We start from the raw sequence: 23,511 nt of genomic DNA, 5'->3' as shown, positions 1-23,511 counted from the left end.
TTCAGGCCTGGCCCTGGCGCAGGCGGCGCTGTTTGCGGCGCAGGCGGATCGCCCGGCGCTCCAACAGCAGGTAGACCACGCAGGCCAGCGCCAGGGGTAGGAGGAAATACAGCACCCGGTAGCCGATCAACGCGGCCAGCAGCACGCCCTGGGACAGGCGCCCCTGGAGCAGGGCGATGAACACCGCTTCGAGCACCCCGAGCCCGGCCGGGATATGGGTGATGACCCCGGCGATGCTGCTGATCAGGAGGATCGCCAGGACGCTCGGGTAATCCACGCTGTGCGGCAGCAGGCTGTACAGCAGGAGCGCCATCAGCGACCAGTTGCTCGCTCCGAGCAGGCCTTGCAGGACCGCTAGCCGCCAGGACGGCAGGGTCAGCCGATGCTCGCGCCAGCCCCAGGCGCGGCGTCGGGCGAAACGGCAGGCCAGCAGGTAGCCTGCGGCCAGCGCCAGGAGCAGGGCGCCGATCAGGCGCAGGCCGTCGCTGCCGAGCTTCCAGCCCGGCGGCAAGGCCGGCAGGCCGCAGCTGAACAGGATGCCGGCGAGCAGCAGGTAGCCGAACCAGTTGGTCACCAGGCTGAAGGTGAGGATCCGGGTGATGTCGGCGATGCCCAGGCCGAGCCGGCTGTACAGGCGATAGCGCAGCGCCACGGCACCGACCCAGGAACTCAGGTTGAGGTTGAACGCATTGCACACGAAGGCCACGGTGAAGACCCGCCGCTTGGGCAGCGAGTGGCCGATGTAGTAGCGGCTGAGCAGGTCGAAGCTGCTGAACACCGTATAGCCGGCGGCCGCCAGCAGCAGTCCGAGGAACAGGGTCGCGGGGCGATACTCGCCGAGAGCGTGGCGGACTTCCTGCCAGTCGAGATTCTTCACCAGCAGGAACAGCAGCAGCGCGACCAGCACGAAGAACGCCAGGGTCAGCAACCTGCGCAGCCAGCGCCAGTGAGCGCGGCGCGGCGCCGCCGAGGCAGTTGCGTGACCGCCGCCGTTCATGGGTTGCCCCGCTGGCCCTGGCGTTCCTGCCAGCGCCGCGACGGACGCGGCTCCAGCGATTTCAGGCGCGGCAGATGGGCGGGTACCCAACCGGCGATGGCCGGGAAATGCCGGGAAAAGTGGAAGCCGAGGAAGATCAGCGGCGCCCGCCACCAGTAACCGCGCCTGGCGTGGCGGCGGCTGATGCGCCGGCAGTGGCGGCGCGCCAGCTCGCGCAGGTGCTGGTAGAGCTGGCCGTTGAAGGCGACGTCGTGGATCACCAGGTTGGCCTCCAGGTTCAGCGACAGGCTGAGGGGATCGAGATTGCTCGAACCGATGGTCGACCAGTCGTCGTCGATCACCGCGACCTTGCCGTGCAGCGGACGCTGGCAGTATTCGTGGATACGCACGCCCTCGCGCAGCAGGTAGTCGTAGAGCAGCCGGCTGCACAAGCGCACCAGCGGCATGTCCGGCATGCCCTGTAGTACCAGGTCGACGCGCACGCCGCGGCGCGCCGCATCGCGCAGCTCGCGAAGCAGGCGGTAGCCGGGGAAGAAATAGGCGTTGGCGATCAGCAGGCGCCGCCGCGCCTGGCGGATCGCTTGCAGGTACTCGCGCTCGATGTCGTCGCTGGACTGGTCGTTGTCGCGGATCACCAGGCGCACCCGCGCCGGCTGCCCGGCGCCCGACGGCCGCAACGGCGGGTAGTCGGCGTCCGGTTCGAGCAGCGCCAGGCAGGCCTGGCGGATATCGCGCACCACCGGCCCCTCGACGCGCACCGCGTAGTCCTGCTTGGCCATGTTGCCGCGACGCACCAGGTGGTCCTCGCCGTAGTTGATGCCGCCGACGAAGGCCTGCTGGCGATCGATCACCACCAGCTTGCGGTGCAACCGGCGAAACAGGTTGGTACGCATGCCGAGCAGGCGCGGGCGCGGGTCGAACAGGTGCACGCGAACCCCGGCGGCGGTGAGCCTGGCCAGGTAGTCCGGGCTGAGCGAGGCGGTGCCGTAGCCGTCCACCGTGACCTGTACCTCGACACCGCGCTCGGCGGCGGCGCTGAGGGCTTCCTGCAACTGCCGGCCGACCTCGTCCTCGAAGATGATGAAGGTTTCCAGGAGGATCTCCCGGCGCGCCTCGGCGATGCACTGGAACAGGCGCGGAAAGTACTCTTCGCCGTTGATCAGCAGTTCTACGCGGTTGCCGTCGCGCCAGGGGAAGTTCATGGCTCCACCTCCACCGCCAGCGGCAGGTGGTCGGACAGGTGCGACCAGGGCCGCCGCGAGAGGATGCGCGGCTGGCGCCCGCGGGCATTGCGCAGGTAGATGCGGTCCAGCGGCAGCACCGGCCAGCGCGCCGGGAAGCTGCGCGCCGGCCGGCCCTGGGCGCCGACGAAGACTTCGCGCAGGCCGCAACCGGCGAGCAGGCGGTCGGCGCGCTGGCGCCAGTCGTTGAAGTCGCCGGCGACCACCACCGGCTCGCGCTCCGGCAGGCCCGCCACCAGCTCGCAGAGCAGTTGCAACTGGCGCTGGCGCTGCGCCTCGCGCAATCCCAGGTGCACGCAGACCGCGTGCAGCGGACGGCCGATGTCGATCACCGCATGCAACAGGCCGCGTTCCTCGTTGCCCGCCACCGAGACGTCGAGGTTGCGGTGGGCGAGGATCGGATGCTTGGAAAGCACGGCATTGCCATGGTGGCCTTCGGGATACACCGCGTTGCGCCCGTAGGCGAACTGCGGCCACATGCTGTCGGCCAGATACTCGTATTGCGGCGCCGGCGGCCAGGACGGCAGGCGCGCGGCGTGCAGGCTATGGGAGCCGAGGACCTCCTGGAGGAACACCAGGTCGGCACCGACGCTGCGCACCGCTTCGCGCAACTCCGGCAGGATGAAGCGCCGATTGAACGGGTTGAAACCCTTGTGGGTGTTCACCGTCAGCACGTGCAGGCGCGGCAGGATCATGCGGCAGTCTCCCGCAGGTCCTCGGGCAACTGTCCGGGCACCGTGCGCAGGCCGCCGTCGAGTTCCAGCAGGTGCAGGAGGCGCCGGGCGTCGTAGGGTGCGCGCACCTTGACGTCGTTGTCGAAGTAGCAGTACAGGTCGCGCGCCGTCGCCTTCGCCGGGGCGTCCTGGCTGGCCCGGCGCAGGTCGTCGGCCTGGCCGCCGCCGGCCCAGGCGCGGATCCGTGCCTGCCACTGGCCCAGGGCCGCTTCCGAATAGCCGCTGCGGTACAGCTCCTTGTCGCCGTGCAGGCGCAGGTAGAGGAAGTCGGCGCAGACGTCGCCGAGCAGCGGCCACTTGCCGGCGGTATCGGCCACCACCAGGGCCACCCGGTGTTCGCGCAGCAGCTCGATGAACGTCGGGTCGACGAAGCTCTCATGGCGGATTTCCACGGCATGCCGCAGGCGCTGCGCCGGATCGCCGTCGAGGTAACCCTCGCGGTGCAGGCGCGCGGCGCTGTGCCGGGCGAGCTTCTGCGCGGCGGCGCCGTCGTGCGGCAGGCGGGCGAGGAAATCGGCGAACAGCTCGCGGTCGAAGCGCATGCTCGGCGGGAACTGCCAGAGGAACGGGCCGAGGCGCTGGCGCAGGGCCAGGGGGCCGGAGGCGAAGAAGTTCGCCAGCGGCTCGTCGATCTCGCGCAGGCACCGCACGTGGGTGATGTAACGCGGGGCCTTGACGCTGAAAACGAAGTCCTCGGGGGTGTCCTCGGCCCAGCCGCGGAAGCGCTCGGGCGTCTGCAGGGCGTAGAAGGTGCCGTTGATCTCGATGCTGTTCACCGCCCGCGAGGCGAAGCGCAGTTCGTCCTTCTGGCGCAGCCCCTCGGGATAGAAGTCACCTCTCCAGGGGGCGTAGCGCCAGCCGGAAATGCCGATGCGCAGGCGTGCCGGTGCGTTCATGCGTCACCCCTGGGCGCCGCTGTCGATCCTCGCCATGCTGGCGGCCGCCTCGCGGATGCTCTGCCGCGGGTCGGTGACCTGGACGTTGCGGGTCATGCTGTCGCTGATCTTCATGCTGTCCTCCTGTGCAGGGTGGATGTGCAGGCGCCGCGTGCGGCACCTAAAGGTTCCGACTGGAGGTGCCGGGGGCGGTTCAGCTTTTTTCCCCGCCGTTCATCCTTCCGCTCCGGCGCCCGGCGGTTGTAGCTCGAACAGCAGGAAACTGCGGCCGCCGACCAGGAACTCGCTGGCGAACGGGTAGCGTTCGCCGAGCGGGTCCTCCGGCCGCTGGGTATCCAGCAGGCAGGACCAGCCGCTGCCTTCGGCCACCTCGGGAAGACGGAAGGACACCGCGTCGTGGTAGGCATTGAGGATCAGCAGCAGGGTGGCATCCTCACCGCTGCGCAGGATCCCGGTGGGTTGCGCGCGGCCATCGAGGAGCACGCCGAGACAGCGGGCGTGCTCGTCGTGCCAGTGTTCCTCGGTCATCTCCTCGCCGCCGGGCGCCAGCCAGGTGACGTCCTTGACCCCCAGCGCCTCGTTGTACTCGCCGACCAGGAAGCGCCCCCTGCGCAGGATCGGATAGCGTTGGCGCAGGGCCAGCAGGCGCTGGGTGAAGGCCAGCAGCGAACGGCCCTCGTCGTCCAGCCGCCAGTCGATCCAGCCCAGTTCGTTGTCCTGGCAATAGACATTGTTGTTGCCCTGCTGGGTGCGGCTGAACTCGTCGCCGGCGACCAGCATCGGGGTGCCCTGGGACAGCAGCAGGGTGGACAGCAGGTTGCGCATCTGGCGCAGGCGCAGGGCGCGGATCTGCGGGTCGTCGGTGGGGCCCTCGCAGCCGTGGTTCCAGGACAGGTTGTGGTCGCTGCCGTCGGCGTTGTTCTCGCCGTTGGCCTCGTTGTGCTTGTGATCGTAGGAAACCACGTCGCGCAGGGTGAAACCGTCGTGGGCGGTGACGAAGTTCACCGACGCGTAGGGCCGCCGTCCACGCTGGTCGTAGAGATCGCCGGAGGCGGTTAGGCGTCGCGCCAGTTCCGGCAGCATGCCGTCGTCGCCGCGCCAGTAGGCGCGCACGCAATCGCGGAAACGGTCGTTCCATTCCGCCCAGCCGGGCGGGAAGCCGCCTACCTGGTAGCCGCCGGGGCCGCAATCCCAGGGTTCGGCGATCAGCTTGCACTTGCTCAGCACCGGGTCCTGGCGGCAGGCAACGAGGAAGCCGTGGCGCTCGTCGAAACCGTCCGGATGGCGGCCGAGGATGGTCGCCAGGTCGAAGCGGAAGCCGTCCACGCGCATCTCCGTGGCCCAGTAGCGCAGCGAGTCGGTGACCATCTGCAACACGCAGGGGTGGCTGAGGTCGAGGGTGTTGCCGGTGCCGGAATCGTTGATGTAGTAGCGGCGCTGGTCGGGCATCAGGCGGTAGTACGAGGCGTTGTCGATGCCACGCATGCACAGGGTCGGACCCAGCTCGTTGCCTTCCGCGGTGTGGTTGTAGACCACGTCGAGGATCAGCTCCAGCCCGGCGTCGTGGAGGTGCGCGACCATCTCCTTGAACTCGTTGACCTGGCCGCTGGCGAGGTAGGCCGGGTGCGGGGCGAAGAAGGCGATGCTGTTGTAGCCCCAGTAGTTGCTCATGCCGTTTTCCAGCAGGTGCTTGTCGTCGACGAAGCCGTGGATCGGCAGCAGCTCGACGCTGGTCACCCCGAGCCGGCGGATGTGCGCCAGCAGGTCGGCGTTCATCAGTCCGGCGAAGGTCCCGCGAACCGCCTCCGGAACCTGCGGATGGCGCATGCTGAAGCCGCGCAGGTGGGCTTCGTAGATCACCGTGCGGTCCCAGGGGACGCGTACCGGCGGGCGCTCGGCCCAGGTGAAGGCCGGATCGATGACCTTCGACTTGGGCACGAAGGGCGCGCTGTCGCGCTCGTCGAAGCTGAGGTCGGCGTCGGCCGAGCCGATGGTGTAGCCGAACAGCGCCTCAGACCAGCGCAGGCGGCCGACCAACTGCTTGGCGTAGGGATCGAGGAGCAATTTGTTGGGATTGAAGCGGTGGCCGGCATCCGGCTCGTAGGGACCGTGCACCCGGTAGCCGTAGATCTGCCCCGGGTGGGCGTCGGGCAGGTAGCCGTGCCAGATCTCGTCGGTATACTCGGGCAATTCGATGCGTTCGATCTCCTTTTCCCCGCGCGCGTCGAACAGGCACAGCTCGACCTTGGTCGCGTGGGCCGAGAACAGCGCGAAATTGACGCCGAGGCCGTCCCAGGTGGCGCCAAGGGGGAAGGGGTGCCCTTCGCTGATCCGCGAAGGGGCGGGGCTACGCTTTCTGCTCATGCACTGGACTCCTCATTCGCCCGCTTCGGGCTTGCGGCGGCTGCGCGGCTTGGCCGCCGCCGGTTTTTCGCTGGCGGGCCGCGCCGGGGACGTGGCCCTCGGCTTGCGCGGCTTGGCGGCCGGCGCTTGCAGCAGGGCCGGGGTTTCCTTGGCGGCCTTGGCCCGACCGCGGGTCTTCTTCGGTGCCGCCGCGGCGGCTTCCGCTTCGGCCAGTTGCCGGGCCATGACCCAGTGGCGTTCGGCCTGGCCGTCGGGGCAGCCCTCGGATTCCCAGATCTGGTAGGCGAACTCTCGTATGCGTTTTTCGTCGGCGCTCATGGGGTGTCCTCCTGGGCGAGGCGGTAAAGCAGGTTGACGGGAAAGTCGGCGAGCACTTCGGACAGGCTCAGGTGCCCGTCGCTGGGCAGCGGCATGGTGGAAAACAGGCCGCTGTAGGTGCATTCGGAGAGACTCGGCGGCAGCAGCAGGCAGGTGTCGCCCCAGGCCTCGGCCGGCACCTGCGGCTGCGTGGCGTGGCCGAGCAGGGCGCAGGCCAGGCGCGGGACCACCACCAGCAGGCAACCGTGACGACTGCGCCGGGCGAAGGCCAGGACCCGCTCGGCATGCTCGCCGCTGACCTCCAGGGGCAGGTAGTCGCCGTCGCGGAACAGGCCCGGCTGCATCCGCCGCAGCCCCAGCACGCGGGCGATCAGGGTCTGCTTGATGCGACCGTCGCGCCAGTGCTCCAGCAGTTCCGGGAAGGGCGTCGGCGCGGCCAGGGCGGCGGCGTGCCGGGCGAAGTCCACCGGCCTCCGGTTGTCCGGGTCGACCAGGCTGAAGTCCCAGTCCTCGCGCCCCTGGTAGAGATCGGGGATACCCGGGCAGGTCAGGCGCAGCAGGCATTGGGCAAGGCCGTTCAGGGCCCCGGCCGGCATCAGCCGCGCCGCCGCGTTGCCCAGCGACTGGCGCAGGGCCTGGGCCAGTGGCGCGCGCAGGAGTTGTTCCAGATAGTCGGCGCAGGCGCGCTCGTAGTCTTCGTCGGGCGCGGTCCAGCGCGTGCGCAGCTTGGCTTCGCGCAAGGCCTTGCATTGCCATTCGCGCATCCGCACGAGGAACGCTTGGTCCAGGGCGGCGCCGTCGCAAGGCGCGTCGAGCGGCCAACTGCCGAGCAGGGCCTGGAACAGGATCAGCTCGTCGCCGGGACTCGGCGCCGGCCCCTCGGCGAGGTCGCGGCGTAACGGCGTGGCCAGGCTTTGCCAGTGCTCGACGTTACGCGCGAACCAGGGCGCCAGTTCACTGAGCGCCGCAAGACGGGCGCGGGCGTCCTCGCCGCGCTTGTGGTCATGGCTGGCGGTGGCCAGCAGGGCGCGCGGGCTGGCCAGGCGCCTGGCTTCGCAGGCGGCATGGAATTCCTCGGCGGAAGCGGCGAAGCGCTGCGGGTCGAAGCCGACGTCGTTGCGCGAGAGCAGGGCCGCCGAGCGATAGCAGGCGGTATCCTCCACGGCCTTGGCGGCGGTCGGCGAACTCAACTGCTGGAAGCGCGCCAGCAACTCGCCGCGCAGGCGCCGCAGCGGACCGGGCGGCAGCTCGCGCAGCGGCTGCCCGCCGAGCCAGCGTTCGAGATGGTCGAGGACCGCGCGGTCGGCTTCGTCGAGATCCTCGCGGGCCGCCTCTGCGGCACAGCGGAACACCTCGCGATCCTGGACCGAGCGACCGCAGGCCCCGGCGTAGGTACGGTAGACCGGAAAGCGCGCGAGCAACTGGAACAGCGCGCGGCGGATACCGCCCAGGGTCAGGTCGCGGCTGGCCAGGTCGGCCCGCGCCACCCGCAACAGCCCCTGGGCGAGGTTCTCCAGGTCGCCGGCGAGGCTTCCCGCCAGGACCAGTTGGCGAGCCTGGTAGACCTCGTCGAGAAACGCCTCCGGGCGTCCGCTGACCCGCTGCCAGAGTTCGCGCAACGGTCGTTCGCCGCGCGGATCGTGCTGCAACAGGCTGACCTGGTTCATGAAGTCGTAGCCGGTGGTGCCGTCGCACAGCCAATCCTCGGGCAGGCGCTCCTCGCCACCGAGGATCTTCTCCACGTACAGCAGCATCGGCGCGCCGCCGCGACGGGCGCGGATCCACTCGCTGCGACGGCGCAGGCGCCGGCAGTAGCCGCGCGGGTCGGCCAGGCCGTCGACGTGATCGATGCGCAGGCCATCGAGCAGACCGTCCTCGAGCAACTGGAAGACCTTGCCGTGCACGGCCTCGAACACCTCGCCGCGCTCGACCCGCAGGCCGACCAGTTCGCTGATGTCGAAGAAACGGCGCCAGTTGATGTCGTCCGCCGCGGTGCGCCAGCTGGCCAGGCGGTAGTGCTGGGCCTCGAGCAGGCGGTGCAGGCGTTGGCGAGCCTCCTCGTGGCGTTCCTGGAGTTCGCCCAGCGTGCGCTGGAGGGCTGCGCGCGGAGCGCTCTCGGCGAGCGCAGCCGCCAGTTGACGCTGCATCTCGCGCAAGGCCTCGCGGTCCTGCCGGCACTCGCGGAAACCGCCGGCCAGGGCTGACAGGCGCGGCTCGCCGCTGTCTTCCAGCAGCTCCGGGTAGCTGCCCGGCCAGAGCGGGAAGCGCTGCTCGCCGTGGCTCGCCAGCAGGCGGCCGGCCTCGCGGTCCAGGCTCAGGCCGATCTCCCCGGCAGCCAGGACCTCGCCGTAGTCGCTGCGCAGGAACGGCAGCAGCACCTGGCCGCGCAACGCGGCGTCGTGGGATTCCCACTGGATGTCGAAGAAACTCGCGTAGGGACTCTCGCGCCCCCATTCGAGCACGTCCTGCCACCAGGGATTGGCGCCGCCGCCGATGCCCATGTGGTTCGGCACTATGTCCATGAGCAGGCCCATGCCGCGTTGCCGTAGCCCCTGGACCAGGCGCAGCAGTGCCGGCTCGCCGCCCAGTTGCGGATTGATCCGGGTCGGATCGACCACGTCGTAGCCGTGGCTGGAGCCGGGCCGCGCGCGGAACAGCGGCGAGGCGTAGAGATGGCTGATGCCCAGGTCGGCGAAATAATCCAGCCAGGGCAGGGCATCGTCGAGGGTGAAGCCGGCGTGGAATTGCAGGCGCAGGGTAGCGCGGGGCTCAGTCATGGGCGTCCTCCCCGGCGTCCCGGCGGCTGCGTTCGAGCAGGCGCAGGCGCCGGTCGACCTGCGGCGTTTCGAGCATCTGCGCGGCGTTTTCCGGCCAGCGCCGCCGCCAGTTCGGGTGGGCGTCGCCGGGGCCGGGCAGGTTCGGCTGCTCCAGGCTGCCCAGGGCGTCCTCCAGGGGCAGTAGCACCAACGGCGCGGGGGTCGCTCCGACATAGCCGATGCAGGCGTCCAGCGGCACTTCGGCGGCGGGGTCGGGATCGACCGGCGGTTCGAGGCTGGCGGCCAGCGCCCGGCGCTCCTCGGCGCGCAGTTCCAGGTCGGCCGCGCATTCCTCGGCGCTACGGTGGCCGGCGCGGACGCGCCAGTGGATGTCCTGGCCCCGCCACCAGCCGGACAGGCTCGGCAGGTCGTGGGTGCTGGTGGTGGCCATGGCGTCCGCCGGCCATTGCGCCGGGGGCACGAAGCGTTCGCCGCGCCGCTCGAAGAGCAGCACGCGGGTACCCAGCACCTGGCGGCGTGCCAGTTCCTCGCGCAGGCCTTCGGGCACGGTGCCGAGGTCCTCGCCGATGACCAGCGCCGAGGCGCGACTGGCCTCCAGCGCCAGCAGGCGCAGCAGCTCGCGTTGCGGGTAGCGCAGGTAGGCGCCGGCGTGGGGCGGCTGGCCGCGCGGGATCAGCCAGAGACGTTGCAGGCCCATCACATGGTCGATGCGTAGCCCTCCGGGCCAGGCCAGGTTGGCCCGCAGCATCTCGCGGAATGCCCGGTAGCCGTGGCGGCGCAGGCCTTCGGGATTGAACGCGGAAACGCCCCAGTCCTGTCCGGACTGGTTGAGGATGTCCGGCGGCGCGCCGACATTCACTTCGGCGAGCAGCTCTTCCTGCCGCGACCAGGCCTGGCTGCCGCCGCCGTCGGCGCCCACCGCCAGGTCGGCGACCAGACCGATGGCCATACCGGCCTCGCGCGCCTGGCGCTGGGCATGTTGCAGGCAACGTTGGGTCAGCCACTGGCCGAAGGCACGGAAGTCCACTTCCTCGGCGTGATCGGCGCAGAACGCGGCCACCGCCGGCTCGCCGGGGCGGCGCAGCGGCTCCGGCCAGCGTCTCCAGTCGGGGCCGGCGCCCAGGTGCGCCTGCAGGGTCTCGAAGCGGCAGTGGTGCAGCAGGGCCTCGCCGGCTTCGCGGCGGAATTCGGCGAGGTCGTGGCGCAAGGGACTGGCGCGCTCGATGAAGTCGCGGTGGAGTTGGCGCAGCAGACGCATGCGCAGGTCCGCCGCGGCTGTCCAGTCGATCAGCTCCAGGCTCTCCAGGCGGGCCATCTCCGCGGTCAGGCCGGCGCGACGGATCGCCTGTTCCACCGCCGCCGCGCCGAGAATGGTCGCTGGCGCGGCGTGCAGGACATTGAAGAACAGCCGGCTGGACGGCGAGTAGGGGCTGTAGGCATGTCCGTTGGCCTCGGCGAGGGCGTGCAGCGGGCTGATCGCCAGCGCGTCGGCGCCATGCCGCGCGGCGCTGCGCAGCAGGTCCTCGAGGGCGGCGCTGTCGCCCAGGCCGCCGTCGCCGGGGCGGCGCAGGGCATAGACCTGGGCGGCCAGTCCCCAGCGACGCGAACGGCCCGGGGCGAGACTGGCCAGGGACGGACAGCTCGGCGGCGCCATCGCCACCGCCCATTCCCGCTGCTCCAGCGACAGCTGCGCATAGCCGCTGCGGGCCTGCGCCGGCAGGCGGCCTTCAGCGTCCAGGCGCAGGGCGATCCGCGTGCCGTCCTCGTAGACCAGCTCGCCCGGGGTGCCGGCGGGGCCGAGCGCCTGCTCCAGCGGCTGGCCGCATTCGCCGACCAGCAGTCCGAGGTTGGCGCTGTCCTCACGCAGCCGGGCCAGGGCGGCCAGGCTCTGTTCGATCTGTTGCGGACTCTGCGCCGGATAGCCGAGTGCTTCCAGCAGGCCGCGCTGGACCTCCGGGTCGACCCGCTGCGGCCGTCCGTTGGCGTCCTGCCAGTCGAGTTGCAGGCCCACGGCGGCGGCCAGTTCGGCCAGGCGTGCGTCACTCATGGGCGGGCTCCAGGCTGACCGCGATGCTGCGGGAACCCAGGCGGCCGCGGCGATATTCGGCACAGGCGAGGTTGTCGAGGAACAGCACCCGGGTGGCGGCCGCCGGCGGCTCGACTTCCGCTTCGAGCGGCGAAGGGTTGAAGTCGATTCGCCAGCCACTGCCGTCAGCGAGTCGCCAGCGCGCCGACAGCGCGGCGCCGGCGATGGTGGTCACGCCCAGCGAACGGGCGCCGTGCAGGCGCGGGATCAGGTGTTCGTGACGGATCTCCAGCAGTTGCCGGTAGAAGCCGCGCCAGGCCGGGTCGCAATCGGCCAGGCCGGGACGCGAGCGCTCGAAGGTCTCCACCGCGTTGGGGTCGGGGAGCGAGGCGAGGGCGGCGCCGTCGCCGAAGCGGCCGAACTCGCCGAACTCCTTGCGTCGTCCCTCGCGGACCGCGTCCGCCAGTTCGCCCTGGTGATCGGTGAAATACAGGAACGGTTCGCGCGCGGCGCATTCCTCGCCCATGAACAGCAGCGGGATCATCGGCGCGAGCAGTTGCAGCGCTATCGCCAGGCGCAACGCCTGGGGTTCGGCGAGAACGCTGAGACGCTCGCCGAAGGCGCGGTTGCCGACCTGGTCGTGGTTTTGCAGAAACAGCACGAAGGCGTCCGGCGCCAGGTCGGCACTCGGTTCGCCGCGCGGCCGGCCGTGGCGGTTGGCTTCGCCCTGGTAGACGAAGCCTTCGGCCAGGCAGCGCGCCAGGCAACCCAGCGGCTCGGGGTAGTCCTGGTAGTAGCCGTCGTTCTCGCCGGTGAGCAGGACGTGCAGCGCATGGTGGCCATCGTCGTTCCACTGTGCGTCGTAGCCCTGGCGCAGCAGGCTGGCGCGGTTGTCGTCGTTCTCCAGGACCAGGTGCAGATGGCGCTCGGGGCCAGCGGCGCCGCGCAGGCGGCGGGCCATCTCGACGAGGAAGGCGCTATCGGGAATCGCGTGCACGGCATCGAAGCGCAGGCCGTCGATGCGATAGTCGAGCAGCCACATCAGGGCGTTTTCATAGAAGAACTCGCGGACTTCGCCGCGACGGAAATCGATGGCCTGGCCCCAGGGCGTCTGCCGGTCGTCGCGAAAGAACGCGGCGGCGTACTGCGCGAGGTAGTTGCCGTCCGGGCCGAAGTGGTTGTAGATCACGTCGACGAAGACCATCAGGCCCATGCCGTGTGCGCTGTCGATCAGATGCTTGAGCTGCTCGGGCGTGCCGTAGGCCGACGCCGGGGCGAACGGCAGCACGCCGTCGTAGCCCCAGTTGCGGCGACCGGGAAACTCGCCCAGCGGCATCAGTTCCACGGCGGTCACGCCCAGCTCCACCAGGCGCGGAAGGAAGCGCTCGACCTCGGCGTAGGAGCCGAACAGGCCGACGTGCAGCTCGTAGATCACCGCTTCGTGCCAGGGCCGCCCGCGCCACTCGTCGACGCGCCAGGCGTAGGCGTCATGATCCAGCACCTGGCTGTCGCCATGTACGCCGTCGGGCTGGAACTGCGAGGCCGGGTCCGGCACGCCGGGGCGGCCATCGATGCGGTAGCGGTAGCGGGTGCCGGGCGGACAGGGCAGGGTCGCCTCGAACCAGCCGCTGTCGCTGCCTTCCAGCGGCCAGTCGCGGCCGTCGGCGGTCTCGACCCGGACCTCGCGGGCGTCCGGCGCCCAGAGGCCGAAGCAGGTTCGGCCGTTGCCTTGGAACTGGGCGCCGAAGCGGCGCCGGATCGCCATCATTGGCGTACCCCGCGCAGGGCCGGAGCGGTATTCCTCAACAGGCGCCGGTACAGGCGGTTGTAAGGCTCCACCGAGTCGTTCCAGAACATCGGCGCGGCCATCGCCTTGCAGCGCATGGCGTTGAGCAGCGACGGACAGTGGTAGACGTTGATCGCACGCATCACCGCGTCGAGGTAGCTCTGCGCGGTTTCCTCACGGAACAGGAAGCCGGTGACGCCATCGACGATGGTATCGGCGAGGCCGCCGGTGCAGCGTGCGATCGGCAGCGAGCCGTAGCATTGCGCATAGAGCTGGCTGAGCCCGCAGGGCTCGTAGCGCGAGGGCATGAGCAGGAAGTCGCTGCCGGCATAGATGCGCCGCGCCTCGGTCTCGTCGAAGCCGATATGCACGCCGACCTGGCCCGGATGGCGCCGGGCGAGATCGAGCATGGCCTTCTCCAGGCTCGGCTCGCCGCGGCCGATGCTGACCAGGCGGCCGCCGGCCTGGAGCAGGGCGTCGCTGATCTCCAGGGTCAGGTCGATGCCTTTCTGCTGCACCAGGCGCGAAACCACCGCGAACAACGGCCCCTTGCCCGGTTCCAGGCCGAAGCGCTCTTCCACATGCTGCGTGTTGGTGCGCTTGCCGGCCCATTGGCGAGCGGTGAAACCGGCCACCAGGTGCGGGTCGCAGTGCGGCTGCCAGCTATCGTCGATGCCGTTGACGATGCCGCTGAGCTGACGCTTCTCGACCTTGCACTTGAGGATGCCGTGCAGGCCGCAGCCGAATTCGGGGGTGGTGATTTCCTGGGCGTAGGTCTCGCTCACCGTGGTGATGTGGTGGGCATGGGCGATGCCGGCCTTGAGGAACGACAGGCGCCCGTGGAACTCCATGCTTTCGTGGCTCAGCGCTTCGTCGGGAAGACCCAGCTCGGCGCTGCATTGCAGGTCGCAGAGGCCCTGGTAGGCGAGGTTGTGGATGGTGAACAGGCTCGGCGTGCGCACGCCGTTCCAGGCCATGTAGGCGGGGGTCAGCGCCGACGGCCAATCGTTGGCGTGCACCAGGCCCGGCTGCCAGCCCTGGGCGCCGCGGCCGCCGGCGATCTCGGCGGCGGCCAGGCACAGGCGGGCGAAGCGCAGGTGGTTGTCCGGCCAGTCGTTGCCCTGGTCGTCCATGTACGGCGTACCCTCGCGCTCGTAGAGCAGCGGGCAGAGCACCAGCATGACTTCCAGGCCGTCGTCCAGGGTCACCAGGCCGATCTCGCAGGGCGGGATCGCCGCCCGGCCGGGCAGGCTGCCGATGATCCGCAGGTCGCGGCAGCGCTCCAGCACCTGGCGATAGCCGGGCAGCAGGACTCGCACCGAATGCTCGCGCTTGAGCACCCGCGGCAGCGCGGCGGAAAAGTCGCCGAGTCCGCCGACCTTGACGAAGTCGCTTAGCTCGGCGGTGACGAAGAGTATCCGATCCCTCTGTTGCGGCGGGTCCTGCGGGTGCAGCAGCGACGGAAAAGCGGTCAGTACCGCGGGTTCTTCCAGGCAAGCGCCTGCAACAGAATGTCCCATGTCATCCTCCGGTCGTACGTTGTCCTTGGCGTTGGTCGGTCGGACTCCGTCGCGCCGTGGCATGGGCGAAGTCCTTGCTAGGGGTGACCGGAGGGGAGCGGCGGAAGTTTAGTTTTTTTTACCGGCGGCTCGGCTTGCGAGAGGCCTCGCCAGGGGGTTGCAGGCGAGACGACGGGCGCGGCGGGTTGCCGAATGCAAGGTTTGCCGGGGGTTTTCTTGCAAAATGCAAATATCAATTCGCCGGCTTGTTTTACAAGCCATTGATTTATAAGAGTTTTATTTTCAAGAGGAATTGGTACGTCTTCTGCTCGGCAGAGATACGCCTGATTACCGGCGTCAAAGAATCTGATGAGACAGGAGGCCAGCAATGCTAGAGACCGATGAAAACCTGGTTGAGTACCTGGAAGAGCATTTCAAGGATGTGCGCGTCAGTTGCCAACCTCGGCCTGACGGCGCGTTGCTGGTGACCTTGCGTAACGACCAGGGCAAGCGCCTGGTGAGCCGGGCGATCTCCGGCCAGGAGCAAAGCAACCCGCTGTTGCTGAACCAGGTGCTGGAGCGCATCCGCCGGGACCTGATCATCGACCAGGGGCCGCTGCAGATCCGCGACAGCGACTATTTCCGCAAGCGTATCGACCTGCTCACGTTCCGCGACAGCGACAACCAGCATCTCACCCACCGCAAGGTCCTGGTCGCCGGCGGCAAGCTGCGTACCATGAGCCTGGCTCGCTGAGCCGGCTGTTTCAGCTTCAGCGCCGGGGCGGTCAGGCGCCGACCCGGCCTTCCGACGCATGGTCCGAACCAAATCCGCTCTCGTACCCTCCATCTAGAACTCATACCAACGATGGAGGCGGACATGCGTCTTTCCATTTCTGCATCATCGGCTGCGCCAGCGACGAGTCCACACAACCCATCCAGGGACCCGGACGAATACCCGGTTCCTGACCACGAAAGCCACGTCCCCCAGGAGTTCCCGGAAGAAATTCCGATGGAACGGCCCGACGAAGAGTCCCTCTCGCCCATACCGGAGCCCTGAATGCCCGGTTTCCATCCAGGAGGAGCGGAACATGAGCGCAGACCCTCGGCAGAGACTGGTGGTGGCCCATAGTGTCGATCCCGCGGCCGCCGAACACGAAGTGCAGGGCAACCTGGCCCTGGCGCGCTGGCTGGCGGAAGTCCAGAAGCTGGAGTTCGGCGGCCGCTACGAACCCGAATTGCACCAGCGAGGCCCCCTCTACCTGGTCCCGACCCGCACCCTGGTCGGCAGGGAGACCGCCGTGCGCCTGGGCGTGAACAGTGAGGAAGATCTGCTCGGCGGTTTCGTCGAGCACGCGTTCATCGCCGGCAAGGCCATCGTCCATCCGCTGCCGCGCGGCGGCGTGGCGCCGGAAGGCTGGAACCCGCTGTTCGCGGAGAAGGTCCGCGACGTCGTGCTCAACGGCGTCAGCGTCTTCAGCCTGGCCGACGCACACCGCGCCGGCGCCCGCCTGCTCGCCGAAGGACCGGTGCGGGCCAAGCTGGCGGAGGCCTGTGGCGGCCTCGGCCAGTACGTGGCGCACGACCTCGACGAACTGGACGGCTGGCTCGGCGGGCTGGAGGAACGCCAGTTGGCGCAGGGCCTGGTGCTGGAAGCCAACCTGGACGGGGTCGTTACCCATAGCGTCGGCCAGCTCCGGGTCAACGGCTTCCTGCTGAGCTACCACGGTCACCAGCACCAGACCCGCAACGCGCGCGGCGAACTGGTCTACGCCGGCTCCGACTTGCTGGTGGCGCGCGGCGGCTATGCCGAGCTGCTGACCCTGGACCTGGCCCGCGAGGTGCGCCAGGCCATCGAGTACGCGCGGATCTTCGACACCGCCGCGGCGATCTTCTTCCCCGGCTGCTTCGCCTCGCGGCGCAACTACGACATTGCCCAGGGCACGGACGGCAATGGCCGTGAACGCTTCGGCGTGCTCGAACAGTCCTGGCGGATCGGCGGCGCGAGCAGCGCCGAGATCGCCGCGCTGGAGGCCTTCCGCGCCGACCCGGGACTGCCCGCGGTGCGCGCCGCGTCGTTCGAGATCCACGAAGACAAGCGCCTGCCGGACAACAGCCGGGTGATCTACCGCGGTCCCGACGAACACGGCGACTTCCTGCTCAAGTACGCGATGACGGGGGAGGCATGACGGCGAACAGCGAACGCATCCGCATCGGGGTCGGCGATGACCGGATCGAAGGCACCTTCCTCAGCCCCCGGGCGAAGGTTCCCGGCGTGCTCTTCGTGCACGGCTGGGGCGGCAGCCAGCAGCGCGACCTGAAGCGCGCCCAGGGCATCGCCGGGCTCGGCTGCGTGTGCCTGACCTTCGACCTGCGCGGCCACGGCGCGGAAAGCGGGCGCCAGGCGCTGGTGACGCGCGAGGACAACCTGCAGGACCTGCTCGCCGCCTACGACCGGCTGGTGGCCCACCCGGCCATCGATAGCGAGGCGATCGCGGTGGTCGGCACCAGCTACGGCGGCTACCTGGCGGCGATCCTCAGCCAGTTGCGCGCGGTGCGCTGGCTGGCCTTGCGGGTGCCGGCGATCTACCGCGACGAGGATTGGCTGACGCCCAAGCTGCTGCTCGACCGCGAGGATCTCATCGAGTACCGCGGCAGCCTGATCCCGGCCGCCAGCAACCGAGCCCTGCAGGCCTGCGCGGGATTCCGCGGCGACGTGCTGCTGGTGGAGTCGGAGTTCGACAGCTACGTGCCGCACTCGACCATCATGAGCTTTCGCGCCGCCTTCCAGCAGACCCATTCGCTGACCCACCGGATCATCGACCACGCCGACCATGCCCTCAGCAGCGAGGCGGCGCAGGACGCCTACACCTCGATCCTGGTGGACTGGATCACCGAGATGGTGGTCGGCGAACGTCTCAGCATCACCCCGACCTACGCCACCATCCATCCGGCTTTCTGAACGCTCCGCGACGGCAGGCCTCCCACCTTCCGTGGGCGCTGGTTGCTGCCCACGTCCGTGCCGGCAGGCGCCGGCGTCGACAGACGCGAGAAATCCCGGACAGCTCCGGGCCAAGGAGAGCGAAATGAACCAGACCAACCTCGACGACACCCTCGACGTACTCAACGACCTGCTGCAAACCAGCAAGGATGGCGAGGCCGGCTTCCAGGCCTGCGCCGAAGACCTGCGCGACCCGCAGTTGAAGGCGACGATGCTGGAGCAGAGCCGCGATTGCGCCGCGGCCGCCGACGAGCTGGAGCGGATCGTCCTGGAACTGGGCGGCAAACCCAAGGACAGCACCAGTTTCGCCGGCGACCTGCACCGACGCTGGGTCGACCTGAAGTCACTGGTCACCGGCAAGGACGAAGCGGCGGTGCTCAACGAATGCGAGCGCGGCGAGGATGTCGCCAAGCAGCGTTACCAGGCGGCGCTGGAAAAACCGCTGCCGGCGGAGATCCACCAGGTGATCGAGCGCCAGTACCAGGGCGTGCTCCGTCACCACGACCGGGTCCGCGCCCTGCGCGACGCCCGCGCCTGAGGCCCGGTGCCGCGAGGGGAAGGCCATGAGGCGGTCCCGGGCCTCGCTGCGCGACGGCCAGGAACCGCGCTCATTGCGGATCGCCGCGTTTCCGCTGATCGAGGCGACCGCCGGTCCTCGTGACTGAACTCGGCGGAGGAGCGCGCGCTCAGCTAGAGAGAGTGCCGGAGCACTCGGATAACAAACCGATGAGGAGCGACCATGAACGCCATCGAATTGCTGGTCCATGACCACGAGACCGTGAAGAAACTGCTCAACGAACTCAGCGAGACCACCGAACGGGCGCTGAAGAAGCGCAGCGAGCTGCTGGGCAGGCTGGAACTGGAACTGGTGCTGCACACCGCCATCGAGGAAGACATCCTCTATCCGGCGATCAGGGACAGCGGCGGCAAGGAAGAGCTGAAGATGTACTACGAGGCCAAGGAGGAACACCGCACGGTGGACTCCCTGGTCCTTCCCGACCTCAAGCGCACCCGCCCGGACACCGTGCAGTTCGCCGGCCGGGTCAAGGTGCTCAAGGAACTCCTCGAGCACCACATCGAGGAGGAGGAGGGCGAGCTGTTCCCGCGCGCCCGGCAATTGCTCGACGCCGCCGCCCTCAAGCAACTCGGCCAGGCCATGCAGCAGCACAAGAAAGAGCTGAAGGCACGCCTGGAAAAACGGGCGGCCTGAGGCGAGCGCGCCGTGCTGCCGGCGCGTGACCCGGGCGGCAGGAAGACGAGCGGCGCCGATTAGGGCACCCGACCGCCCGCCGCGTGCCGCCGAAGTCCGCCAGTACCAGCCGCAGGCGGCACTGCTGGTGGACTTCGCCTCGGCCGCACAGGTCGGGCTGCATCGGCAGTCCGACCGAGAACACCGAGGGTTTCGAGATCGTCCTGGAAGAGCGCATCGAGGCCTGCCGGCGAACGCTGGCGGAATGGCTCGTGCAGCCGCCGGGGGGGCGAAGCCCGACCGTTAACCGACGCAAGGAGAATGCCATGAACGAATACCTGCCGACTCATACGGCCAATGGCCTGCCGCACAACCTGCAACGTGGCGAGCGACTCGCTTCCATCGGCGCCGGACTGGTCCTGGCCGGCTTCGGCCTGGCCCGCGGCGGCTTGCCCGGCGCCTGCAAGGCGGTCGCCAGCGGTCTGCTGGTCAGCCGCGGGCTGAGCGGGCATTGCCACGTCAAGGGCCTGCTCAATGAACCGCGGGAAGAGTTGCAGTTGCTGCGCGAAGAGGTGCAGCACCTGACCCGCCGCCTGCAACGCCTGCAGGAGCGCCAGCGCGACGATTCGCGGCCGGCCGCAGCGCTGGACGCCGATCTGCCATGACAGCCAGAGGCCCTGCGCCCCGGCGCAGGGCTGAACAATCAGAGGAGGGCGAGACGATGGCCAGCCAGCTGTTCCTGATCAGCTACATCCTCGACGATCAACCGATGACCTGCGAATTGCACAGCGAGGCGGATACCCTCAGCCGCGAGGAGGCGCGCCGCCACTTGCAGGCACTGCATCGACCGCACGACGCCGAGGCGATCAGCGATATCCAGGTCAGCAAGGTTAACCGGGCAGCACGCCGGGACACTACCAGCAGCCCTGACGGCGGGAGGGAAAAAGAAGGGGGGAGGGGCTCAGCCGGTGCCGGTCTGGAGTTCCGCCTCGAACTCGCCGAAGCGCCTGATTTCCTCGCGCAGGTTGAGGATGAAGGCGCTGAGGTCGCTGAAGCTGCTGCTCTTCAGGAAGTCGCTGTTGGGCACCATGTAGAGCGCGCCGTGGGGACCACCCACGCGGCAACTGATGGTCACCGTGAAGTCGGGGTTCAGTTGGCACTGGCAGTCGTGGTCGCGCAGTTCCTCCTCGAGGATCTTCTTCAGGTACAGGTAGGAAAGGTTCATCTGGCCAGCTCTCCCCGGTTTGCGCAGCGCAAGAAAAAGATCCACTCCGTCCCTGGAGCGGGATTAGCCTGAATCAGAGAGAAACCGTCGATACATGCCAACGGTACGGATAACTATAGGTGCCGCGAGGCCGAAATGCCGGCAACATCCAGAATCTGCGGGATAAGCTGCATCCCGCATGGCGCGCGGGATGCAGAATGCAAGAGAGCGTGCAGAACGCTGATGCCGGAATGCAATCAGCGCGGGTGAAAAGCCCGTTCGGCACTCCTTATAAGCATCTGGAAAATTCGCAACGCCATCGGGTTATATGTGTTTTCTCGATATCTCCGCTACGAACCTCGCCGATTCACCGGCGAAGAAGCCGATCTTTTTTCCCGGGTTTCCCGCAGCGCCCGCCGCAATCCCCAGGCCACCCCGTAGCCGAGCAGGCCGCCGAACAGGGTGGCGCCGACCTGCAAGGCCAGCCCCAGGGCATTGGCCAGGCTCGGCGAGCGTGCGAGTACGCCGGCTTCGGGCCAGAACGCCAGCCATACCGCGACGAAGGCGAGCACCAGGTCGTACCAGGTGCCGCTGACCCCGCCCGGGCGGTAGCCGCGAACGAAAACGATGAAGGCGCTGAAGGCCAGGGCCAGCAGCAGGGTGCCGAAAGCCTGGCTGAGGGTATCGGGGCCGGACATGGCGGGTTCTCCTCAGGGCGCCAGGCGCAGGCACTGGCGCTTGTGCAGGCCGAGGCGGACTTCGTCGAGCAGCGCCTCGGCGCAGGCGAACACCCTGGCGGCATCCGCTTCCGCGAGGTCGCCGGCGCGGCTGAAATCGTCGATGCGCAGGCCGGCGGGCAGGCTCGGAACCTCCACCAGCGTCCAGTCCAGGCCGCTGACCGTGAGGCTGCGCTCGAGCCCGGCACCCAGTTGCTCCTCGCCGGCGTCGCGCGGCGCCACCAGCCATTGCCAGTGGCCGAGCAGGAACAGGCGCGGTACCTCGGCGCGCAGGGCGCCATCGATCAGCGCGGCGCAGATCGGCGGCAGGGCCTCGGCGGCGTAGTCGGACAACGGCGCGAACAGCAGGTCAAGACCGGCCGCCGCCTGGCTGACCTCGATCGACGACGCCAGGCTGGCGGGCTTGCAGCGCAGCCCGGGGCGCGCCTGCAGGCTGTTGAGATCGGCTTGCAAGGCGCTGACTTCGATCTGTCGCTGCAAGGCGGCGGCGATCAGCGCCTGGCTCAGGCTGTCGTGGGGATGGAATATCCCCAGCTTCAGGGTTGCGGTTTCCAGATTGCGCATGGGAACTCCCGGGTCGCTGCGGTGGAACGGAGATGTCCCTACCTGCATATCGAAAGCCATACTCCGCACAAGGTTCCGGCGAATGGAATTCGCCGGCCGCGCCGGGGTCTTCCGAAAGGTCGGCCAAGTTCCTGGGGCGAGCCAGCGAGCGGCCGGAAGACGTTCTTCGTACTACCTTGCTGGGTGTGCCTTGCAGCCCGGGTCGAGCAGCCGACGAGTGAACACGTCCATGAAAACCACAAGAAAACCGAAAGTCCCCCTGAACCTGGCTACGCGCAACCGCCTGCTCGACGAAGCGGTCGACGACTACGCGATCCACACCCTGGACAGCGCCGGCCGGGTCGCCAGTTGGAACGGCGGCGCGGCACGCCTGTTCGGCCACGACGCGAGCGCGATACTTGGCCGCGACTACGCCTGCTTTCATACCCGCAAGGACCGCGACGCCGGCGTTCCGCAGCAGGCGCTACGCCAGGCGGATGCCGAGGGTCGCTTCGAGACCGAGGGCTGGCGGGTGCGCAGCAACGGCAAGCGCTTCTGGGCGCAGGTGGTGATCGACGCCATCCGCGACAGCCAGGACCAACTGCTCGGCTTCGCCCAACTGGTCCGCGATCTCAGCGAAGGGCGCGCGGCCAAGGAAGCCCTGCGCCACAACCAGGAGCAGTTCCGCCTGCTGGTGCAGAGCGTCACCGACTACGCCATCTACATGCTCGACCACCGCGGGCGGATCACCAACTGGAACCTCGGCGCCCAGCGGATCAAGGGCTACCTGCCGGAAGAGGTGATCGGCCGGCACTTCTCCTGCTTCTACACCCCCGAAGACCGCGAGGCCGGCGAGCCGGCCCGTGGCCTGGCCGCCGCCGAACGCGAGGGGCGTTTCGAGAAGGAAGGCTGGCGGGTGCGCAAGGACGGCAGTCGCTTCTGGGCCAACGTGGTGATCGACCCGATCCGCGACAGCGATGGCCGGCTGATCGGCTTCGCCAAGGTAACCCGTGACATCACCCACCGGATCGAAGCCGAACGCGAACTGGAACGGGCCCGCCAGGAGCTGTTCCAGGCCCAGAAGATGGAGTCCCTGGGGCACCTCACCGGCGGCGTGGCCCACGACTTCAACAACCTGCTGACGGTGATCATCGGCAGCCTCGGGCTGCTGAAGAAACGCCTGCCCGGCGACCAGCGCACCGCCGACCTCTTGCAAAACGCCCTGGAGGCCGCCCAGCGCGGCGCCAACCTGACCCAGCGGATGCTTTCCTTCGCCCGCAAGCAACGTCTCGATCCGCAACCCTGCGCGATCCCCGATCTGCTGCGCGGGATGACCGACCTGCTGATCCATTCCCTGGGACCGAGCGTATCGATCGAGACGCGCTTTCCCCTGGATCTCGACCTCGGCCTGACCGACGCCAACCAGCTCGAACTGTCCATCATCAACCTTGCCACCAACGCCCGCGACGCCATGCCCAACGGCGGGCGCATCGTCTTTTCCGCGAGCAACCAGCGGGTGCCGGCGGACAATCCCCATCGCCTCGCGCCGGGCAACTATATCTGCCTGAGCATCAGCGACACCGGCAGCGGCATGGACGAGGAAACCCTGCGCCGCGCGGTGGAGCCGTTCTACACCACCAAGGGAATTGGGCGTGGCACCGGGCTGGGCCTGTCGATCGTCGACGGCCTCGCCGAGCAGCTCGGCGGCCGGCTCACCCTGGAGAGCCAGCCGGGCGTCGGCGCCACCGCGAACGTCTGGATTCCCGCCGTTCCCCGTACCCCCGAAGGTGCCAGGGCGGGCAATGGCGCGCCGCAGCCGCCCAGCGAAAGCGAGCGGGTGCGCTTGTCCTGTCGAGTACTGGTGGTGGACGACGACCCGCTGGTGTTGAACAACACCGCGGCAATGCTGGAGGACCTCGGTTGCTCGGTACTCAAGGCCGACTCCGGCAGCCTGGCCCTGGAGATTCTCACGGCGACGCCGGAGCTGGACATCCTCCTGACCGACCAGGCGATGCCACGGATGAACGGCAGCCAGTTGGTGGAGCGGGTCATGGCCCAGGGCCGGCCGCTGAAGATGGCCCTGGCCACCGGCTTCGCGGAAAAGATCGAAGGTGCGGCGGCGCAGTTGCCCAAGCTGGCCAAGCCGTTCGGCCAGGAAGAGTTGTACCTGTTCCTGACCGCCACGCTGAAGGCCGGCTGAGC

20 protein-coding genes and 3 pseudogenes are annotated in these 23,511 nt (G+C 68.9%); 9 read left to right on the top strand and 14 right to left on the bottom strand.

Annotated features, from left to right (window positions below; genetic code table 11):
- Position 1: 1 nt before the first annotated feature.
- The 11 genes and pseudogenes from AC4OR5_RS10105 to glgA all read right to left on the bottom strand — a co-directional run bounded on the left by AC4OR5_RS10105 (position 2) and on the right by glgA (position 14,659).
- Positions 2 to 997 (bottom strand): lysylphosphatidylglycerol synthase domain-containing protein, encoded by a 996-nt coding sequence (locus tag AC4OR5_RS10105; RefSeq protein ID WP_058160433.1) that lies wholly within the window; start codon positions 995 to 997, stop codon positions 2 to 4.
- Entirely contained in the window at positions 994 to 2,199 is a 1,206-nt protein-coding gene (gene clsB / locus AC4OR5_RS10100; RefSeq protein WP_003132149.1) for a cardiolipin synthase ClsB, read from the bottom strand. Before clsB ends, AC4OR5_RS10105 begins: the two co-directional genes overlap by 4 nt.
- Positions 2,196 to 2,933 (bottom strand): endonuclease/exonuclease/phosphatase family protein, encoded by a 738-nt coding sequence (locus AC4OR5_RS10095; protein ID WP_058160434.1) that lies wholly within the window; start codon positions 2,931 to 2,933, stop codon positions 2,196 to 2,198. Before AC4OR5_RS10095 ends, clsB begins: the two co-directional genes overlap by 4 nt.
- Entirely contained in the window at positions 2,930 to 3,868 is a 939-nt protein-coding gene (locus tag AC4OR5_RS10090) for a DUF72 domain-containing protein (protein WP_116271239.1), read from the bottom strand. Before AC4OR5_RS10090 ends, AC4OR5_RS10095 begins: the two co-directional genes overlap by 4 nt.
- Before the next feature lie 12 nt (positions 3,869 to 3,880).
- Positions 3,881 to 3,982 (bottom strand): annotated as a pseudogene (locus tag AC4OR5_RS10085) (CBS domain-containing protein); the annotation flags it as partial.
- Between the two features lie 99 nt (positions 3,983 to 4,081).
- Positions 4,082 to 6,232: a glycogen debranching protein GlgX gene (glgX, locus tag AC4OR5_RS10080; protein WP_058160435.1), complete on the bottom strand. Its 2,151-nt coding sequence runs from the start codon at positions 6,230 to 6,232 to the stop codon at positions 4,082 to 4,084.
- 12 nt (positions 6,233 to 6,244) lie between these two features.
- Positions 6,245 to 6,550 (bottom strand): DUF2934 domain-containing protein, encoded by a 306-nt coding sequence (locus AC4OR5_RS10075; RefSeq protein WP_058160436.1) that lies wholly within the window; start codon positions 6,548 to 6,550, stop codon positions 6,245 to 6,247.
- Complete coding sequence (locus AC4OR5_RS10070; RefSeq protein WP_058160437.1) at positions 6,547 to 9,327, bottom strand: malto-oligosyltrehalose synthase; 2,781 nt, start codon at positions 9,325 to 9,327, stop codon at positions 6,547 to 6,549. The genes AC4OR5_RS10075 and AC4OR5_RS10070 overlap by 4 nt, the downstream gene beginning before the upstream one ends.
- Complete coding sequence (gene malQ / locus AC4OR5_RS10065) at positions 9,320 to 11,374, bottom strand: 4-alpha-glucanotransferase (protein ID WP_058160438.1); 2,055 nt, start codon at positions 11,372 to 11,374, stop codon at positions 9,320 to 9,322. The genes AC4OR5_RS10070 and malQ overlap by 8 nt, the downstream gene beginning before the upstream one ends.
- A complete protein-coding gene (treZ, locus tag AC4OR5_RS10060) occupies positions 11,367 to 13,118 on the bottom strand; it encodes a malto-oligosyltrehalose trehalohydrolase (protein ID WP_058160439.1) in 1,752 nt (583 codons plus the stop codon). The genes malQ and treZ overlap by 8 nt, the downstream gene beginning before the upstream one ends.
- Positions 13,118 to 14,659 (bottom strand): glycogen synthase GlgA, encoded by a 1,542-nt coding sequence (gene glgA, locus AC4OR5_RS10055; RefSeq protein WP_058160440.1) that lies wholly within the window; start codon positions 14,657 to 14,659, stop codon positions 13,118 to 13,120. The genes treZ and glgA overlap by 1 nt, the downstream gene beginning before the upstream one ends.
- Before the next feature lie 367 nt (positions 14,660 to 15,026).
- On the opposite strand from glgA, the gene AC4OR5_RS10050 reads away from it, so the two are divergent.
- The 8 genes and pseudogenes from AC4OR5_RS10050 (at position 15,027) to AC4OR5_RS10015 (ending at position 19,755) form a co-directional block, all read left to right on the top strand.
- Positions 15,027 to 15,392: a DUF3509 domain-containing protein gene (locus AC4OR5_RS10050; RefSeq protein ID WP_003110773.1), complete on the top strand. Its 366-nt coding sequence runs from the start codon at positions 15,027 to 15,029 to the stop codon at positions 15,390 to 15,392.
- Between the two features lie 334 nt (positions 15,393 to 15,726).
- Positions 15,727 to 16,824, top strand: a complete 1,098-nt coding sequence (locus AC4OR5_RS10045) for a DUF3182 family protein (protein WP_058153063.1) — start codon at positions 15,727 to 15,729, stop codon at positions 16,822 to 16,824.
- On the top strand, positions 16,821 to 17,597 hold the full coding sequence (locus tag AC4OR5_RS10040; RefSeq protein ID WP_058155935.1) for an alpha/beta hydrolase family protein: 777 nt from the start codon (positions 16,821 to 16,823) through the stop codon (positions 17,595 to 17,597). The genes AC4OR5_RS10045 and AC4OR5_RS10040 overlap by 4 nt, the downstream gene beginning before the upstream one ends.
- Before the next feature lie 124 nt (positions 17,598 to 17,721).
- Complete coding sequence (locus AC4OR5_RS10035; protein ID WP_023435548.1) at positions 17,722 to 18,174, top strand: ferritin-like domain-containing protein; 453 nt, start codon at positions 17,722 to 17,724, stop codon at positions 18,172 to 18,174.
- 201 nt (positions 18,175 to 18,375) lie between these two features.
- Positions 18,376 to 18,846, top strand: a complete 471-nt coding sequence (locus AC4OR5_RS10030; RefSeq protein ID WP_003088967.1) for a PA2171 family ribosome-binding persister protein — start codon at positions 18,376 to 18,378, stop codon at positions 18,844 to 18,846.
- A 70-nt stretch (positions 18,847 to 18,916) separates the two neighbouring features.
- Positions 18,917 to 19,109: pseudogene (locus tag AC4OR5_RS10025) on the top strand (M42 family peptidase); the annotation flags it as partial.
- 42 nt (positions 19,110 to 19,151) lie between these two features.
- On the top strand, positions 19,152 to 19,490 hold the full coding sequence (locus AC4OR5_RS10020; RefSeq protein WP_058160441.1) for a YgaP family membrane protein: 339 nt from the start codon (positions 19,152 to 19,154) through the stop codon (positions 19,488 to 19,490).
- Between the two features lie 56 nt (positions 19,491 to 19,546).
- A pseudogene (locus AC4OR5_RS10015) lies at positions 19,547 to 19,755 on the top strand (hypothetical protein).
- A 31-nt stretch (positions 19,756 to 19,786) separates the two neighbouring features.
- Here AC4OR5_RS10015 and AC4OR5_RS10010 read toward each other — a convergent pair.
- The 3 genes from AC4OR5_RS10010 to AC4OR5_RS10000 form a co-directional block, all read right to left on the bottom strand.
- A complete protein-coding gene (locus AC4OR5_RS10010; RefSeq protein WP_073646942.1) occupies positions 19,787 to 20,095 on the bottom strand; it encodes a hypothetical protein in 309 nt (102 codons plus the stop codon).
- 284 nt (positions 20,096 to 20,379) lie between these two features.
- The gene (locus AC4OR5_RS10005) at positions 20,380 to 20,727 is read right to left on the bottom strand and encodes a hypothetical protein (RefSeq protein ID WP_058160442.1); all 348 of its coding nucleotides are present in this window, start codon (positions 20,725 to 20,727) and stop codon (positions 20,380 to 20,382) included.
- A 12-nt stretch (positions 20,728 to 20,739) separates the two neighbouring features.
- Positions 20,740 to 21,330, bottom strand: coding sequence for an NAD(P)-dependent oxidoreductase (locus AC4OR5_RS10000; protein WP_023107939.1), 591 nt, complete (start codon positions 21,328 to 21,330; stop codon positions 20,740 to 20,742).
- Between the two features lie 229 nt (positions 21,331 to 21,559).
- Here AC4OR5_RS10000 and AC4OR5_RS09995 point away from each other — a divergent pair, with 229 nt between their 5' ends.
- Positions 21,560 to 23,509 carry a hybrid sensor histidine kinase/response regulator gene (locus AC4OR5_RS09995; RefSeq protein ID WP_491952828.1) on the top strand — a complete coding sequence of 650 codons (1,950 nt, stop codon included), beginning with the start codon at positions 21,560 to 21,562 and terminating at the stop codon, positions 23,507 to 23,509.
- Positions 23,510 to 23,511 lie beyond the last annotated feature (2 nt).

The sequence above is a fragment of the Pseudomonas sp. YA1 genome (genome assembly GCF_058680555.1).
This window is presented reverse-complemented; position numbering and strand designations above follow the sequence as displayed.